General features: G+C 52.3%; 14 protein-coding genes and 5 pseudogenes. 6 read left to right on the top strand and 13 right to left on the bottom strand.

From position 1 onward, the window contains the following. Positions 1–76: 76 nt before the first annotated feature. The 7 genes and pseudogenes from rffA to ACD630_RS18595 form a co-directional block, all read right to left on the bottom strand. The gene (gene rffA, locus ACD630_RS18565) at positions 77–1,207 is read right to left on the bottom strand and encodes a dTDP-4-amino-4,6-dideoxygalactose transaminase (RefSeq protein WP_430360239.1); all 1,131 of its coding nucleotides are present in this window, start codon (positions 1,205–1,207) and stop codon (positions 77–79) included. Continuing rightward, positions 1,194–1,913 carry a dTDP-4-amino-4,6-dideoxy-D-galactose acyltransferase gene (gene rffC, locus ACD630_RS18570; RefSeq protein ID WP_430360240.1) on the bottom strand — a complete coding sequence of 240 codons (720 nt, stop codon included), beginning with the start codon at positions 1,911–1,913 and terminating at the stop codon, positions 1,194–1,196. Before rffC ends, rffA begins: the two co-directional genes overlap by 14 nt. 63 nt (positions 1,914–1,976) lie before the next feature. Further along, positions 1,977–3,050 carry a dTDP-glucose 4,6-dehydratase gene (rffG, locus tag ACD630_RS18575; RefSeq protein ID WP_430360241.1) on the bottom strand — a complete coding sequence of 358 codons (1,074 nt, stop codon included), beginning with the start codon at positions 3,048–3,050 and terminating at the stop codon, positions 1,977–1,979. Next, positions 3,041–4,303 carry a UDP-N-acetyl-D-mannosamine dehydrogenase gene (gene wecC, locus ACD630_RS18580; protein ID WP_430361181.1) on the bottom strand — a complete coding sequence of 421 codons (1,263 nt, stop codon included), beginning with the start codon at positions 4,301–4,303 and terminating at the stop codon, positions 3,041–3,043. Before wecC ends, rffG begins: the two co-directional genes overlap by 10 nt. A 23-nt stretch (positions 4,304–4,326) precedes the next feature. Further along, complete coding sequence (gene wecB / locus ACD630_RS18585) at positions 4,327–5,460, bottom strand: non-hydrolyzing UDP-N-acetylglucosamine 2-epimerase (RefSeq protein WP_430360242.1); 1,134 nt, start codon at positions 5,458–5,460, stop codon at positions 4,327–4,329. 52 nt (positions 5,461–5,512) lie between these two features. Then, positions 5,513–6,610, bottom strand: coding sequence for an ECA polysaccharide chain length modulation protein (gene wzzE, locus ACD630_RS18590; RefSeq protein WP_430360243.1), 1,098 nt, complete (start codon positions 6,608–6,610; stop codon positions 5,513–5,515). Between the two features lie 23 nt (positions 6,611–6,633). Continuing rightward, positions 6,634–6,885: pseudogene (locus ACD630_RS18595) on the bottom strand (UDP-N-acetylglucosamine--undecaprenyl-phosphate N-acetylglucosaminephosphotransferase); the annotation flags it as partial. A gap of 226 nt (positions 6,886–7,111) precedes the next feature. Here ACD630_RS18595 and ACD630_RS18600 point away from each other — a divergent pair. Continuing rightward, positions 7,112–7,492 carry an IS630 transposase-related protein gene (locus tag ACD630_RS18600; RefSeq protein WP_430360244.1) on the top strand — a complete coding sequence of 127 codons (381 nt, stop codon included), beginning with the start codon at positions 7,112–7,114 and terminating at the stop codon, positions 7,490–7,492. A gap of 15 nt (positions 7,493–7,507) precedes the next feature. Beyond that, a pseudogene (locus ACD630_RS18605) lies at positions 7,508–7,834 on the top strand (transposase); the annotation flags it as partial. 19 nt (positions 7,835–7,853) lie between these two features. Here the strand turns inward: ACD630_RS18605 and ACD630_RS18610 are convergent. The 3 genes from ACD630_RS18610 to rdgC are packed head-to-tail and all read right to left on the bottom strand — an operon-like array spanning position 7,854 to position 9,259. Then, the gene (locus ACD630_RS18610; protein ID WP_430360245.1) at positions 7,854–8,012 is read right to left on the bottom strand and encodes a hypothetical protein; all 159 of its coding nucleotides are present in this window, start codon (positions 8,010–8,012) and stop codon (positions 7,854–7,856) included. Positions 8,013–8,023: 11 nt separating this feature from the next. Then, positions 8,024–8,323 (bottom strand): NUDIX domain-containing protein, encoded by a 300-nt coding sequence (locus ACD630_RS18615; RefSeq protein ID WP_430360246.1) that lies wholly within the window; start codon positions 8,321–8,323, stop codon positions 8,024–8,026. Positions 8,324–8,347: 24 nt separating this feature from the next. After that, a complete protein-coding gene (gene rdgC, locus ACD630_RS18620; protein ID WP_430360247.1) occupies positions 8,348–9,259 on the bottom strand; it encodes a recombination-associated protein RdgC in 912 nt (303 codons plus the stop codon). A 289-nt stretch (positions 9,260–9,548) separates the two neighbouring features. Here rdgC and ACD630_RS18625 point away from each other — a divergent pair. After that, positions 9,549–10,317, top strand: a pseudogene (locus ACD630_RS18625) (ROK family protein); the annotation flags it as partial. A gap of 75 nt (positions 10,318–10,392) precedes the next feature. Here the strand turns inward: ACD630_RS18625 and ACD630_RS18630 are convergent. Both ACD630_RS18630 and argG read right to left on the bottom strand, forming a co-directional pair. After that, entirely contained in the window at positions 10,393–10,722 is a 330-nt protein-coding gene (locus ACD630_RS18630) for a reverse transcriptase domain-containing protein (protein WP_430360248.1), read from the bottom strand. A 593-nt stretch (positions 10,723–11,315) separates the two neighbouring features. Beyond that, positions 11,316–12,671, bottom strand: a complete 1,356-nt coding sequence (argG, locus tag ACD630_RS18635) for an argininosuccinate synthase (RefSeq protein ID WP_430360249.1) — start codon at positions 12,669–12,671, stop codon at positions 11,316–11,318. Positions 12,672–12,837: 166 nt separating this feature from the next. On the opposite strand from argG, the gene ACD630_RS18640 reads away from it, so the two are divergent. Further along, positions 12,838–12,984, top strand: a complete 147-nt coding sequence (locus tag ACD630_RS18640) for a hypothetical protein (RefSeq protein WP_430360250.1) — start codon at positions 12,838–12,840, stop codon at positions 12,982–12,984. 463 nt (positions 12,985–13,447) lie between these two features. Here the strand turns inward: ACD630_RS18640 and ACD630_RS18645 are convergent. Then, positions 13,448–13,777: pseudogene (locus tag ACD630_RS18645) on the bottom strand (IS630 family transposase); the annotation flags it as partial. A gap of 152 nt (positions 13,778–13,929) precedes the next feature. On the opposite strand from ACD630_RS18645, the pseudogene ACD630_RS18650 reads away from it, so the two are divergent. Further along, positions 13,930–14,170 (top strand): annotated as a pseudogene (locus tag ACD630_RS18650) (transposase); the annotation flags it as partial. A gap of 39 nt (positions 14,171–14,209) precedes the next feature. Continuing rightward, on the top strand, positions 14,210–14,641 hold the full coding sequence (locus tag ACD630_RS18655) for a hypothetical protein (RefSeq protein ID WP_430361312.1): 432 nt from the start codon (positions 14,210–14,212) through the stop codon (positions 14,639–14,641). Positions 14,642–14,682 lie beyond the last annotated feature (41 nt).

Here is a 14,682-nt window from a genome sequence, read left to right on the forward strand (position 1 = left end):
TTGATAACAATTAGCTGTATTTTTTTGCCACATATCATGGCATTGGCTGTAATCATTTTTAAGTCGGTTGGCTATATCAGGAAAAGAAGCTCAGGATGGTGTTGATCACCGTACGCTGATTCACATCTGAGAGATTATAAAACAGCGGCAACCGGACGAGTCGCTCGCTTTCCCGTGTGGTATAACGATCTTCACCGGAAAAACGCCCGAAGCGCAGCCCCGCAGGCGAAGTATGCAGCGGAATATAGTGAAACACTGTCAGGATGTCTGCATCCTTCATGTCGTGAATAAACGTGGCGCGATCGTCAATATCGCGCAGCTTGAGGTAAAACAGGTGCGCATTGTGCTGGCAGTGTGCCGGCAGCATGGGCAGCGTGACGCGCCCGGCCTCTGCCAACGGGCGGAAGGCATCATAATAGTTATGCCACAGGCGCAAACGTCGTTCGTTGATGCGCCCGGCTGCTTCCAACTGCCCCCACAGGTAGGCAGCCTGAATATCTGCCATCAGGTAGCTAGAACCAATATCGCGCCAGGTATATTTATCGGCCTGACCGCGAAAGAACTGGCTGCGGTTGGTGCCTTTCTCGCGGATGATTTCCGCACGCTCAACCAACGCGGGGTCGTTGATCAGTGTGGCACCGCCTTCTCCGCCGGACGTGTAGTTTTTGGTTTCGTGAAAACTGAAGCAGCCAATATGACCCATCGCCCCCAACGGACGCCCTTTGTAGCGCGCCATCACCCCTTGCGCGGCATCCTCCACCACCCATAGATCGTACTTTTCCGCCAGCGCCATAATGGCGTCCATCTCGCACGCCACACCGGCATAGTGCACTGGCACGATGGCACGGGTTTTGTCGGTAATCGCCGCTTCAATTTTGCTTTCATCGATGTTCAGCGTATCCGGGCGTACATCGACATACACGATGGTTGCTCCACGCAACACAAAGGCATTGGCGGTAGAAACGAAAGTGTAACTGGGCATGATCACTTCATCCCCCGGCTGAATATCCAGCAGGATGGCCGCCATTTCCAGCGATGCGGTACAGGAGGGGGTCAATAACACCTTCTTGCTGCCAGAATAGTGCTCCAGCCATTTCTGGCAGCGGCGAGTAAAACCGCCGTCACCACACAGCTTGCCGCTGCTCATGGTGGCCTGCATATAGTCCAGTTCGGTACCCACAACCGGGGGAGCATTAAAGGGAATCATGCGGTCTCCTGTAAAACCAATGCGCCGTGTCATGAATCTGCGCGCCAGCGTGTTGATAAAGGCGCAGCGCGCACGTATTACCCAACTGCGTAGCCACCCACAAGTGCGCCACGTGCTGCTGTTGGCACCAGTGCCTTGCCAGTGCCATAAGCAGCACGCCCACCCCACCAGAAGTGCCCGGCCACGCGGCCAGAAGGCCGATGCGCGCCTGGTCCGTCTGCGTTTGGCGCAGTGTCACCCAACCAAGCGGCGCGCCCTGCGCGTCGTGTGCAATCAGGCAAACATCGTCAAAGGTGCCACGTACCGCGTTTTCCACCCATTGCGCATAAAAACGCCCGCTGTCTGCAGCGTGATACCAAGGTGTGCGAAACCGATTCTGCGAAAAAACGCGCGAAGCGGCATCACGCAGCAGCGCAATATCTGCGGTATCCGCCACGCGCCAGGCCGGAAGCACCACCTCGACAGAATCGATGGGCAGGCAAAAATCCACTTCGCTCTCTGCCAGTTGGAAACCTCCGACAGAGAGCGCATCGATCGTCGCCAGATCGCTGGCAGCGACCTTGGCTTGCACCACGGCATACGCGGTCAACGCCTCAGATGTTAGCACTGGCGCATCATCACTGAACGACAGGCGCGCGCTGGGGAGGGCGAAAAAATCGCTTTCCCACACTAACGGCATCAGATGCGCGCGGATCGTGGCTGTCATCGCCTCTCCTATAATGGCCTGCACGCAGCTGTTACTGACACACGGGCACGACAAACGTGTCGATTATGCGTCCAGCCCCAACCGTTCTCCGGTATAGGATCCATCCTGCACACTGCGCCACCAGGCTTCGTTATTCAGATACCACAACACCGTTTTACGCATGCCGGTTTCAAACGTTTCCTGTGGTTTCCACCCCAGCTCCCGCGCCATTTTGCTGGCATCGATGGCATAACGCATGTCATGTCCGGGTCGATCAGTCACGTAAGTAATTAAATCGCGATAATGGGTTACACCCGCCGGTTTTTGCGGTGCCAGTTCTTCCAGCAGATCGCACAGGGTATGCACCACGTCGAGGTTTTTACGCTCGTTATGGCCGCCGATATTGTAGGTTTCCCCGATTTCACCCGCCGTCACCACGCGGTAAAGCGCACGCGCATGATCTTCAACAAACAGCCAGTCACGGATCTGCGCACCGTTGCCATACACGGGCAGCGGCTTACCGGATACTGCGTTGAGGATCATCAGCGGAATCAATTTTTCCGGGAAGTGGTAAGGACCGTAGTTATTGGAGCAGTTGGTGATGATCGTCGGCAGCCCATAGGTGCGCATCCAAGCACTCACCAGATGGTCGCTGGAGGCTTTGGATGCGGAATAAGGGCTGCTGGGCGCATACGGCGTTGTTTCAGTAAACAGATCGTCCGTACCATGCAGATCGCCAAACACCTCATCGGTGGAAATATGATGGAAACGGAAAGCCGCTTTTTTCTCACCATCCAGCGCGTTCCAGTAGTGGCGCGCCGCTTCCAGCATCTGATAGGTACCGACGATATTGGTTTCAATAAACGCCGCCGGACCATCAATCGAGCGGTCAACGTGACTTTCCGCCGCCAGATGCATCACCAAATCCGGCTGATACGTGGCAAATACCTGATCCAACGCGGGACGATCACAGATATCAACCTGCTCGAACGCAAAACGATCGCTGGCTGCCACCGGCGCCAATGATGCCAGATTACCGGCATATGTCAGCTTATCGACCACCACGACGCTGTCTTGCGTTTCCGTTACCAGATAGCGTACCAGCGCGGAGCCAATAAACCCTGCACCGCCTGTCACCAAAATACGTTTCAACACCATACTCCTTTCGTGTCTACAATCCACTGTTGTTTTATCTTTTCAGGTTCTATCGCGCGGAATGCACGGTGATCGACCAGCATCACCACCACATCCGCCTCACGCAACGCCGTCGGCAATTCCGTCAACGTAACCAACCCGGTCAAACGTGGCGGCAACGCAGTCACATTCGGCTCCACGGCAAGTGTCGTGCCGCTGTGCCACTGCGCAATCATTTCGGTAATCCCGACCGCCGGGCTTTCGCGCAAATCGTCAATATCCTGCTTAAACGCCAGCCCAAAACAGGCGATGGTCACGTCACTGGCGCGTTTGCCGCTCTGCACCAGACAATCCGCTACTGCCATTTTAACGCGATCGACCACCCACAACGGCTTACCGTCGTTCACCAACCGCGCCGTGTGTATCAAACGCGCCTGCTGCGGATTTTGCGCCACGATAAACCACGGATCTACCGCGATGCAATGACCGCCAACGCCGGGGCCGGGCTGAAGGATATTCACACGCGGGTGACGATTCGCCAGACGAATCAATTCCCATACGTTGATACCCTGTTCAGCGCAAATCAGTGACAGCTCGTTGGCAAAGGCGATATTCACGTCACGGAAGCTGTTTTCCGTCAGTTTACACATCTCAGCCGTGCGCGCGTCGGTTTCAACGCACTCACCTTCGAGAAAAATCTTGTACAACGCGCTGGCGTGCACGGCACAGGCTGGCGTCATGCCGCCAATCACCCGGTCATTTTTCACAAGTTCCATCACGACCTGCCCAGGCAATACCCGCTCCGGGCAGTAAGCGATGTGAATATCGGCATCGTCCCCGGCGTGCTGAGGGAAGGTCAGATCGGGCCGGGTGTCAGCCAGCCACGCCGCCATCTGCTCCGTCGCGCCAACGGGACAGGTGGATTCAAGCACCACCAGCGCGCCGGGTTGCAGCACCGGTGCAATCGCCGCTGCCGCAGCCTGTACATAGCTCAAATCCGGTTCGTGCCCCTCTTTAAACGGCGTCGGCACAGCGATCAGAAAGGCATCGGCCGCCTCGGGTTTGTGCGTTGCCGTCAAATAACCGTTTTCCATAGCGGCCTTAACCATGGCCCCCAGATCGGGTTCAACGATATGAATCTCACCACGATTGATGGTTTCCACCGCGTGGCGATTAACGTCCACGCCAATCACCTGTTTTTTCCGTGAAGCAAACGCGGCGGCGGTCGGAAGACCGATATAGCCCAGCCCAACCACCACTATTTTATTGATTGTCATTGCGTTAGTTGTCATGGTGTTGCTCATTGTCGTGTAACTAAAGGGTTCTTCAGTGCAGCAATAATACGCTGACAGGCGGTGCCGTCACCGAACGGGTTATGCGCCCGGCTCATGGCCTGATACGCTGCATTGTCGGTCAGCAGTTGCGACACCGCGTCCAGAATCGTCACCACCTCTGTGCCAACCAACCGCACCGTTCCCGCGTCCACGGCCTCTGGCCGCTCTGTTGTCTCACGCATCACCAGCACGGGCACGCCCAGCGAAGGGGCCTCCTCCTGAATACCGCCAGAATCGGTTAAAATCAGGTACGACCGGTTCATCAGGTAAACAAACGGCAAGTACTCCTGCGGCGCGATCAGAAACACGTTATCAATGCCGCTTAAAATACGATTTACCGGCTCACGCACATTCGGGTTCAGGTGCACGGGATACAGAATCTGCGCCTCCGGGTGGCGACGGGCAATGCTCGCCAACGCCGTGCAAATACGCTCGAAACCACCGCCAAAGTTTTCACGGCGATGCCCAGTGACCAGAATCAGTTTTTTATTCGCATCCAGAAAACCGTAGTGGGTATCTAGGGAGTGGCGCAATGTTTCATCGCCAAGAATACGATCGCGCATCCAGAACAGCGCATCGATAACCGTATTTCCCGTCACCAGGATCTGTCGGTCGCCGAGGTTTTCCCGCAGCAGGTTATCACGCGCCCGCTCGGTTGGCGCAAAGTGATACATCGCCAAATGGCCGGTCAGCTTACGATTGGCCTCTTCAGGCCATGGCGAATAGAGATTACCCGTGCGCAACCCGGCCTCCACATGAGCGACGGGAATACGCTGATACAGCGCCGCAAGGCTGGCGGCCAGCGTGGTGGTAGTATCACCATGCACCAGCACCAGATCGGGTTTGAACGCCATCAATACCGGTTCCAGTCCTTCCAGAATGCGGTAAGTGACCTCACTCAGCCCCTGGCCCGGCTGCATAATGTTCAAATCATAATCCGGCGTAATAGCAAATAAACGCAGCACTTGATCCAGCATCTCCCGGTGCTGGGCTGTTACGCATATTTTCGATTCAAAGGCTTCATCTTGAGCCAGGGCATAAACCAGAGGGGCCATTTTGATAGCTTCTGGACGGGTGCCGAAAATAGTCAACACTTTCACTATGAATCTCTTTCATCAGGTTAGGGGCTGCCCTTTCAGGCGGCATAAACGGTCAATCCATCCGCCGCTGAGGTTTACAGCGAACCAATGCAATGCCCACCCCGGTTAATGCACCGATAGCGCCCCACATCACCATCAAGAACAGGCGACGCGGACTGTCTCGCTTCACCGGCTCCTCCGGCGTGCGCAGATAACGGTAGGTCTGCAATGCCGCATCAAGTGTTGGCTCAACGCTTAACGTCGCCAACATGGCGCGATTTTGGTTATAATCGATGTCGAAGCGCGGCCCACTGGCCTGCAAGGATTCCAATTGCGCCTGCAACATCGGACTCCCCAACAGGAAAAGTTCTGAAGGCGGCAATTCTTCCTCGGGGGTATCGGTCTGGCTGCGGCTTATCCCCTGCTGTTGCGCAATTTTTAGCGCCATCTTCACGCTATTCAGGTCGCGATCGAAAATCGCCTGCGCGACCGCTTCCTGACGCTGAATCTGCGACTGTAAAAAGACCTTACGTGCCGCCCAGGCGCCTTTCAGCTCACCGTTAAGGTGCAGTGCGGCGCGCAGACTGGCAAATTCGATATAGTCGCGCAACAGGCGATTGGCGGCAGGCGCGTTGTCCACCGTCAAGCGCACGCTGTCGAAGGTCTTTTTACCGTCATCACGCGGGGTAAACTGGATGTCGGCGATCAGATCGTCCAGCAAGGCCGCATCCGCTTTGGCATCACCTTCCTGATGCGATTTATAGTAGTCGCTCTGTAGCCAGAAATCGCGCCGGGTATCATACGCGGCAACCTGCATGACAAACTCGTCGTAAACCTTGGCTGACACCGACAGCGCTTCGGGCGGCAGCGACGCAAACGCTTTGGCATCCAGATTACGTAAGAACTGCTGTTGCGGATAATAACCGCCCAGCCGCGTAACGCCAGGCCGGTCCGTTATTGCCATGGCGCTCCACTCTTGGCGAGCAAGATAGGAATACCCTAACGCCACCAGCGCGAAAGCCAGCGCTACGCCGGCAATCCAGAATTTTCCTCTCCACAACGCACCACACAGGCCACGAATGTCCAGTTCATTCTCAATACCTGCCCTCCCCGTCGTCACGCGGTAATGTGCTTCGCCAGAGGTTCCGTTAGTAGGGTTTTCGTGTTTCATTACTTCCCCAAAGTGGTGTGGTTTCAAGTTGAGTGTCGATGATTGTCGTTACGGTGCGCTCGACGCTTGATGCGTTTCAGAAAGCGCGCCACGCGCCATGCCCGTTTCAGGCAATAGTCACAAAGCCCAAAGGCCAGTAAAAACAGCACCAACATGGCCCATTCAGGAATGAAAGAGAAATACTCTCCGGCCATGCCGATACCCGCCAACAGTACCGCGGCCATGGTGATCAACACAAAAGCCTGATGCGGTGTAAATCCGGCGCGCATCAATATAGCTAAACGACTTAATTTTGATTACATTATTTAAATGAGCTATTCAATTGATTTTAGACGTAAAGTGATATCTACACGGGAAGAAGAAGGGTTGAGTATCCGAGAAACAGCGAAGCAATTTCGGATTGGCCCTGCCTCTGTATAGCCAAGCGACATTATTTTGATAACAATTAGCTGTATTTTTTGCCACATATCAGGGCATTGGCTGTAATCATTTTTAAGTCGGTTGGCTATATCGCGTTGGATTAATCAAATAGCGTCAAAAGCATCGACCACGCGTCAGCGAAAGATCGATAAATCCGAGTTGATAAAAGATGTTGAACCATATCCAGATGCTTACCAAAAAGAACGTGCAGAGCGTTTTGGCGTTTGTCAGAAGGCCATTTGGCCAGCTCTTAAAAAGCTGGGATTGACCTATAAAAAAACGCTACGTCATCCGAAAGCCGACGAAAGCGCCCGGCAAGCATTTCAACAAAAAATACAACAGTATGAAAAAAAAGGCAAACCTATTGTTTTTATTGATGAAAGTGGTTTTCCACACGATACCCCACGGACTCACGCCTATTCCCCAAAAGGTCAACGGTGTTTTGGCCTGAAGAACGGGTGAGCCAAGGGAAGAACAAATGTTATCGGCGCTTTATTAGGCACCACGCTGTTTGCTATCGGATTATTTGATATCAATATTAACAGCGATGTTTTCTATTCCTGGGTCACACAAGTCCTTATCCCAGTACTCCCTAAAAACAGGGTAATCGTGATGGACAATGCAACTTTTCACAAAAAACATAATATTCAACAAGTCATCATCGATGCAGGGTATATGGTGGAGTATTTGCCTACATATTCGCCAGATCTTAACCCCATTGAGCATAAATGGGCACAAGCAAAAAGCAAAAAAAGAGAGAGTGGTTGCGATACAGAGATTTTGTTCTCAGTCCATATGGTGTAATCAAAATTAAGTCGCTTGGCTATGACGCGCAACCTGCTGGTGTGGGTAAGAAGGAGGTTGCACAGTCTGCTGTGGAAACAGTGGAAGAAAGGGCGGACTCGTTATAGCCAAGCGACATTATTTTGATAACAATTAGCTGTATTTTTTTGCCACATATCAGGGCATTGGCTGTAATCATTTTTAAGTCGTTTAGCTATAAGCCACGAACACCAGTACCAGCGTCAGGCCATTGTTATCCGCTTCGTAAAACTGCTTGCAGCGATCCGCTGAGTAGAGATCGGCTAACTGCAATCCCGTCTCTTCTTTCGCTTCACGTCGCGCCGTTTGCCACGTGCTCTCACCGGCTTCAATACCACCAGCTATTTGGCACCACTGCCCTAGCTGGGTGTGGCCGTTGCGGCGCAGCAGCAGGACTTGATAGCCAGCCTGCGCCGGGCGCAGTACATAAAGCGCTATGGAAAAGCAGCGGATCGGAATCTCATGTCGCATAACGCACTCTCTTCCCTGTTTTGTTTAGCGCTGCGCTTCGCCGCCCAACGCCTCAACCAGATTGGTCGTTAGCGCGGAAAGCTCGCTGGTCATCAGAATAAAATCGGCATCAAAGCGTTGAGCCACATCGTCCCTGTCGATATCGTCGTTCTGCTCACGCAGCGTGTCGGCGAACTTCAGCCGTTTCAGCGTGCCATCTTCTGCCAGTATCAGTTGGATGCGCTCCTGCCAGTCGAGGGCAAGTTTGGTTACTACTTTACCTTTTTCGATATGCACGGCGATTTCATCACTTACCAGATCTTGCTTCTTACAGCGGATCACACCGCTGTCTTCCAAAATCGCTTTCAATTCGGCTTCGTCTTGCAGGGTGAAACCGGCTGGCACATCGCCAGAGCGCACCCATTCGGTCAGGGTAAGTTCAATAGGGTTTTCCAGCGCCAAGGGCACCACGGGCAGTGAGCCCAAGGTTTTGCGCAACAGTGCCAGCGTATCTTCGGCTTTCTTAGCGCTGGCAGCATCAAGCATAATCAACTGATTAACGGTATCAATCCATAGCCACACCTGGCTGAAACGGCTGAAGGCGCGCGGCAGCAGCGTATGCAGCACTTCATCCTTCAGGGTGTCTTTTTCGGTTTTTTTCAGTTTGCGGTGTTGTTCGGCTTCCAGTTTGTCGATTTTGGCCTGGAACGCCTGCTTGATCACCGGAGACGGCAACATCTTTTCTTCTTTGCGTGCGCAGAGCAGCAATTGGCCGTTAACTCTGTGGGTCAGTGCATCACTGTGTGCGCCCATCGGGGATACCCAACCGGTGCGAGAGAGATCCTGGCTCCCACAGGGGGTAAAGGCGAACTCACCTAACTGTTTTTCTAACGCATCAGTAGAAAGGGTGATATCGCGGTTCAGGCGATAAATAATAACATTTTTAAACCACAACATGGTGTTATCCTTGGCGGTGCGTGCGCGGCACGCGGATGAAAAGGGGAGGGACGCATCATAGCGGATTTGGCGTGCAAGTGCAGCGCGTAATGGTGGTTACGTATACACTGGAATAAAGTTATAGCCAACCGACTTAAAAATGATTACAGCCAATGCCCTGATATGTGGCAAAAAAATACAGCTAATTGTTATCAAAATAATGTCGCTTGGCTATACCTTGTGCTAGGTGAGTGAAAATTTTGATATTTATTCATGCATTATGGGAATTTTCTGAGGAGGCGCTGCGCGTATTGGAATTGATTTGGGTGGAACCAAAACGGAGGTCATCGCACTGGGGGATCGCGGCGAAACGCTGTTCCGCCATCGTCTGCCGACGCCCCGTGATGACTTCAGGGAACGTTGAACATCATTGCTACGCTGGTTAACGAAGCCGAAAAGGCAACGGGCATGACTGGGAGCGTCGGCGTGGGGATTCTAGGCACCCTGTCACCGCTGTCCCACCACGTAAAAAACGCCAATTCGGTGTGGTTGAACGATCAGCCGTTGGATAACGATCTCTCCGCACTGTTGCAGCGTCCGGTGCGCCTCGCCAATGACGCCAACTGTCTGGCGGTGTCTGAAGCGGTGGACGGTGCCGGACTTGATGTCGTGTTTGCCATTATTATCGGTACCGGCTGTGGTGCGGGCATTGCGCTCAACGGACGAGCGCATGCCGGACGCAACGGCATCGCTGGCGAATGGGGGCATAACCCATTGCCTTGGCAAAATGAGCAAGAACGCCAGTTTGCGCAGGCTGTGCCTTGCTATTGTGGTCAACGCGGATGCATTGAAACCTTTATTTCCGGCACCGGTTTCGCTGCCGACTATCGCCATGTCACGAGCCATGCCTGTAACGGGGAAACCATTGTTTCATTGGCACGTCAGGGAGATAGCGCCGCAGAACAAGCACTGCAACGCTATGAGTAACGTCTGGCCAAATCCATCGCACACGTGATCAATTTAGTGGATCCGGACGTCGTGGTGTTGGGGGCGGGATGAGCAATGTCCCGCATTTTTATAGCCAAGCGACATTATTTTGATAACAATTAGCTGTATTTTTTTGCCACATATCAGGGCATTGGCTGTAATCATTTTTAAGTCGGTTGGCTATAGCTGCTTTCACTGAAGGTCGGATCCCACTGGCTTTGCAGCACCTGCATCACTGCCTGCTGGATGAACCTGTCCATTACCGTCGGGATTCCCAGTTGTCGGGTTCCTCCCCCGGGTTTCGGTATGTCCACCCTGCGGACGGGCTGAGGTTTGTATCTGCCAGCCAGCAGGTTACTCCGCAGTTCCGGCCACTGGCGTTTCAGATGGTCGGGGAGTTCGCTCACGCTTATTCCGTCCACACCCGGCGCGCCTTTGTTGGCTTTTACTCTTTTCAGCGCCTGCTTCAGATTTTCTTGGTTGAGGATAACCTCCATGAGACTATCCCCGGACGACGGGCTTTCCCGCTCCGGTTATGTCTGGACGGTTTCAGCCCCTGATGGGGCAGGAGTCGGGGCTTCACCCCTTCTGCTCTCATCGGGGTCGCATTGCGTTTTCTGCTGCATGACCGTTCAGAACCTCCGGCGATACTCGCCACTCATCACTGTTCGGGCCTTCAGGTTTCCCCTACGCCCTCTGCTGACTTCTGCATAGCGATCAGCGCACCTCACGATGAGCTCAGTCCTGAATGCAGGACGCTATGCAGACCTCCCGGGGTAAGCCCGACCCCCTTCACCACACACCTGCCTGATTTACTCACTCGACCCTTGATGGTTATGGCCTTCGCGATCATATGCTCGCTCTGCCGATCGGATGAGCCTTGTATCAGGTTTCTGTTCGTCAGGTCATGGCTTTGCTCCACGCTTCCTTCAGACCCCACCTCGCGATGACGCCCTTGCACTTCGCTAGTCCTTCGCCACCATCAGGCTGTACAGGGGACTTTCACCCCCAAGCTGTCGGGCATGCCCGGCACACACAAAAAAGGGCACCCGTAGGTGCCCTCTTGAAAAGGAATGCAACCAGCAGCGCGTTATTTGCTGCTCTTGTCCTGCAACTGTTCCACGCTTTCCATTTGCGGCAAGCCTGTCGTCGCAGAGGAGGACAGCAACCCTGTTTCGACGTAGTTGAACAGTTTTTCTCGCGTATCAATGAGATCTAGGTTACGCATCGTCAACTGACCAATACGGTCATCCGGTGAGAACACCGAGTCGCCTTTTTCCATCGTCAGACGTTCCGGCTTGTAGGTCAGGTTATCCGACACTGTATTCAGGATGGAATAGTCATTACCGCGACGCAGTTCCAGCGTCACTTCACCGGTAACCGCACTGGCCACCCAGCGTTGCAACCCATCACGCAGCATCAGTGCTTGCGGATCGAACCAACGCCCCTGATACAGCAGACGGCCCAGCTGACGACCGTGCGCATGGTATTGCTCAATGGTATCTTCATTATGAATACCGGTAACCAAACGCTCGTAGGCAATGTGCAGCAGCGCCATGCCGGGGGCTTCATAGATGCCACGGCTCTTCGCTTCGATAATACGGTTTTCAATCTGATCGCTCATGCCTAAACCGTGACGACCACCAATGCGGTTGGCTTCCAGCATCAGTTCCACATCATCGGCAAAAGTTTTGCCATTCAGCGCCACCGGATAGCCGCGTTCAAAACGTACCGTGATTTCTTCTGCCGCAATCTTGACGTTCTCATCCCAGAACTTGACGCCTATGATCGGGTTAACGATCTTCACGCTGGAGTTCAGGAATTCCAAATCTTTCGCTTCGTGCGTTGCGCCCAGCATGTTGGAGTCGGTCGAGTAGGCCTTTTCTGCGGACATCTTATAGTTGAAGCCAGACTGCACCATAAACTCGGACATCTCCTGACGGCCGCCCAGTTCATCAATAAAATCCGTATCCAGCCACGGCTTATAGATTTTCAGTTCAGCATTGGTCAGCAGACCGTAGCGGTAGAAACGCTCGATATCGTTACCTTTATAAGTACTGCCGTCACCCCAGATATTCACGCCATCTTCTTTCATGGCCGCGACCAGCATGGTGCCGGTTACCGCACGGCCCAGAGGGGTAGTGTTAAAGTAGGTCAGGCCACCCGTGGTGTTATGGAAAGCACCGCACTGAATCGCGGCAATGCCTTCCGCAACCAGCTGCTTGCGGCAGTCAATAAGACGGGCATTTTCTGCGCCATACTCCATTGCGCGACGAGGGATCTCTTCATAGTCATCCTCATCCGGTTGTCCCAGGTTTGCGGTGTAAGCATAAGGAACCGCCCCTTTTTTACGCATCCACAGCAACGCTGCACTGGTATCCAGGCCTCCGGAGAACGCAATGCCAATACGCTGACCTGCCGGAAGGTGCTTGAGAATCGTCGTCATAAAATAAATCCCTGCTCGATAGACTTATGGAGAGAAGCTTAACAGCCACACCACGATATGTTACGCCATGCATTGATGAGAAAAAATCAGATCGTTATACGCGTGGCGGCACGAGCATGTACCGATACTGTTTGCCACCCAACATGTGAATATTTATGCAAAATAAATGAGTTATAATTTAAGCATCTTTTTGCCGCGACAGGAAGAGCCCAGTGATGATTTCTGCAAAAAACCGGCTTTGTTGAATAAACATATTTTATGCTGCACCCCCGGTGAAATGACAGATCCTCGCAACGCAAAATCATGCAGTTAGGCCTCATAAGAAAACTGTAAACCTGAGGTGACAAGCATTTTCTATCAAAACTGGCTGGCAAAACAGCATGACTCACTATTATTCAACAAAGCCCAAAAAACCGTCAATGTCGCTAAGGCACCTTTGGGTGTAACGGTATCTATGGATTTCTAGCACAGAGAATATGCAATGAAGAACAGCTCAGAGAGGAAACAAACTCAGCAGGCAATTATACCTCCATTTCACTGTCAATCCAGCGGCTAAAATCGATTTACGCGACGGGGAAAAAATAATAAAATAGTGTTTCATTTAAAGGACAACTCTTTGTTATTCTCGGCGAACTATGGTTTCCCTTGCCTATAGCCAAGCGACTTAATTTTGATTACACCATATGGACTGAGAACAAAATCTCTGTATCGCAACCACTCTCTTTTTTTGCTTGTGCCCATTTATGCTCAATGGGGTTAAGATCTGGCGAATATGTAGGCAAATACTCCACCATATACCCTGCATCGATGATGACTTGTTGAATATTATGTTTTTTGTGAAAAGTTGCATTGTCCATCACGATTACCCTGTTTTTAGGGAGTACTGGGATAAGGACTTGTGTGACCCAGGAATAGAAAACATCGCTGTTAATATTGATATCAAATAATCCGATAGCAAACAGCGTTGTGCCTAATAACGCGCCGATAACATTTGTTCTTCCCTTGGCTCCCCAGTTCTTCAGCCCAAAACACCGTTGACCTTTTGGGGAATAGCCGTGAGTCCGTGGGGTATCATCTGGAAAACCACTTTCATCAATAAAAACAATAGGTTTACCTTCTTTTTCATACTGTTGTTTTTTTTGTTGAAATGCTTGCCGGGCGAGTTATGCTCATTTCTGGTGTACGGGGTTTCGGGGAGGGTGGCCTATCCTGCTGATTGATTTCGTGGATGATTTCAACAACAGAAAGATGATACCCCATGAAAAAGTCTACCCTACAGGTCTTCGCAGAACCAGATATTGCCGGTGATCCCTTGCATGAACTCATTCGTAATGGTGCTAGGCAACTGATAGCTGCCGCCGTTGAGGTTGAGCTCGAAGCCATGCTGCAACAACATGGACATGGACGACGGGCGTCATGCTGTCGTTCGTAACGGCTATTTGCCACAACGAACCATACAGACGGGTATTGGGGATGTTGAAATTAAAGTGCCTAAGGTCATAGGTATCTACACATCTTTTGCAATATCTGCTATTACGTTGCTGCATGATCTCAACTTATCCATTGGCGGGATTGATGCCCGCCTTAACCGGCGTTATCAGCGTCTGGTTAAGCAACACATGACTCCCCCAGCACCATTGGCGTCAGCCGTTAAAGACCTTGCCTGCGCGCAGAAAACAACATTCGCCACTACTCAGGCCGGTTGGCGTTTTTTTAATAATGAACGTATTAGCTTCACTCAGCTCAATGAACCGATTATTTCGCTGGCTCTCCGGCAGGTTGCACTTAGCCCGCATCCATACGCTCTCGTCGTTCACGACTGGTCTCATTTACAGTTTCGTACCCACAATAGGAAAGAAGAACGTTTGAAAATGACGCATGGTGGCGACGTCGGTTATGAACTACAAACCCGCCTACTGCTTGATGCTGCAAATGGTTTACCAATAGCGCCCCTGTCCCAAACTCTATAGCCAAGCGACATTATTTTGATAATAATTAGCTGTATTTTTTT

The organism is Symbiopectobacterium sp. RP, assembly GCF_050472005.1.
Classification (GTDB): domain Bacteria; phylum Pseudomonadota; class Gammaproteobacteria; order Enterobacterales; family Enterobacteriaceae; genus Symbiopectobacterium.

Excerpts from the sequence above, each read along its gene's own strand:
- rffA (WP_430360239.1), bottom strand. The coding sequence starts at position 1,207 with ATGATTCCCTTTAATGCTCCCCCGGTTGTGGGTACCGAACTGGACTAT.
- rffC (WP_430360240.1), bottom strand. The coding sequence starts at position 1,913 with ATGACAGCCACGATCCGCGCGCATCTGATGCCGTTAGTGTGGGAAAGC.
- rffG (WP_430360241.1), bottom strand. The coding sequence starts at position 3,050 with ATGGTGTTGAAACGTATTTTGGTGACAGGCGGTGCAGGGTTTATTGGC.
- wecC (WP_430361181.1), bottom strand. The coding sequence starts at position 4,303 with ATGACAATCAATAAAATAGTGGTGGTTGGGCTGGGCTATATCGGTCTT.
- wzzE (WP_430360243.1), bottom strand. The coding sequence starts at position 6,610 with ATGAAACACGAAAACCCTACTAACGGAACCTCTGGCGAAGCACATTAC.
- ACD630_RS18610 (WP_430360245.1), bottom strand. The coding sequence starts at position 8,012 with ATGATTACAGCCAATGCCCTGATATGTGGCAAAAAAATACAGCTAATT.
- ACD630_RS18615 (WP_430360246.1), bottom strand. The coding sequence starts at position 8,323 with ATGCGACATGAGATTCCGATCCGCTGCTTTTCCATAGCGCTTTATGTA.
- rdgC (WP_430360247.1), bottom strand. The coding sequence starts at position 9,259 with ATGTTGTGGTTTAAAAATGTTATTATTTATCGCCTGAACCGCGATATC.
- ACD630_RS18630 (WP_430360248.1), bottom strand. The coding sequence starts at position 10,722 with ATGGAGGTTATCCTCAACCAAGAAAATCTGAAGCAGGCGCTGAAAAGA.
- argG (WP_430360249.1), bottom strand. The coding sequence starts at position 12,671 with ATGACGACGATTCTCAAGCACCTTCCGGCAGGTCAGCGTATTGGCATT.
- ACD630_RS18640 (WP_430360250.1), top strand. The coding sequence starts at position 12,838 with ATGAGTTATAATTTAAGCATCTTTTTGCCGCGACAGGAAGAGCCCAGT.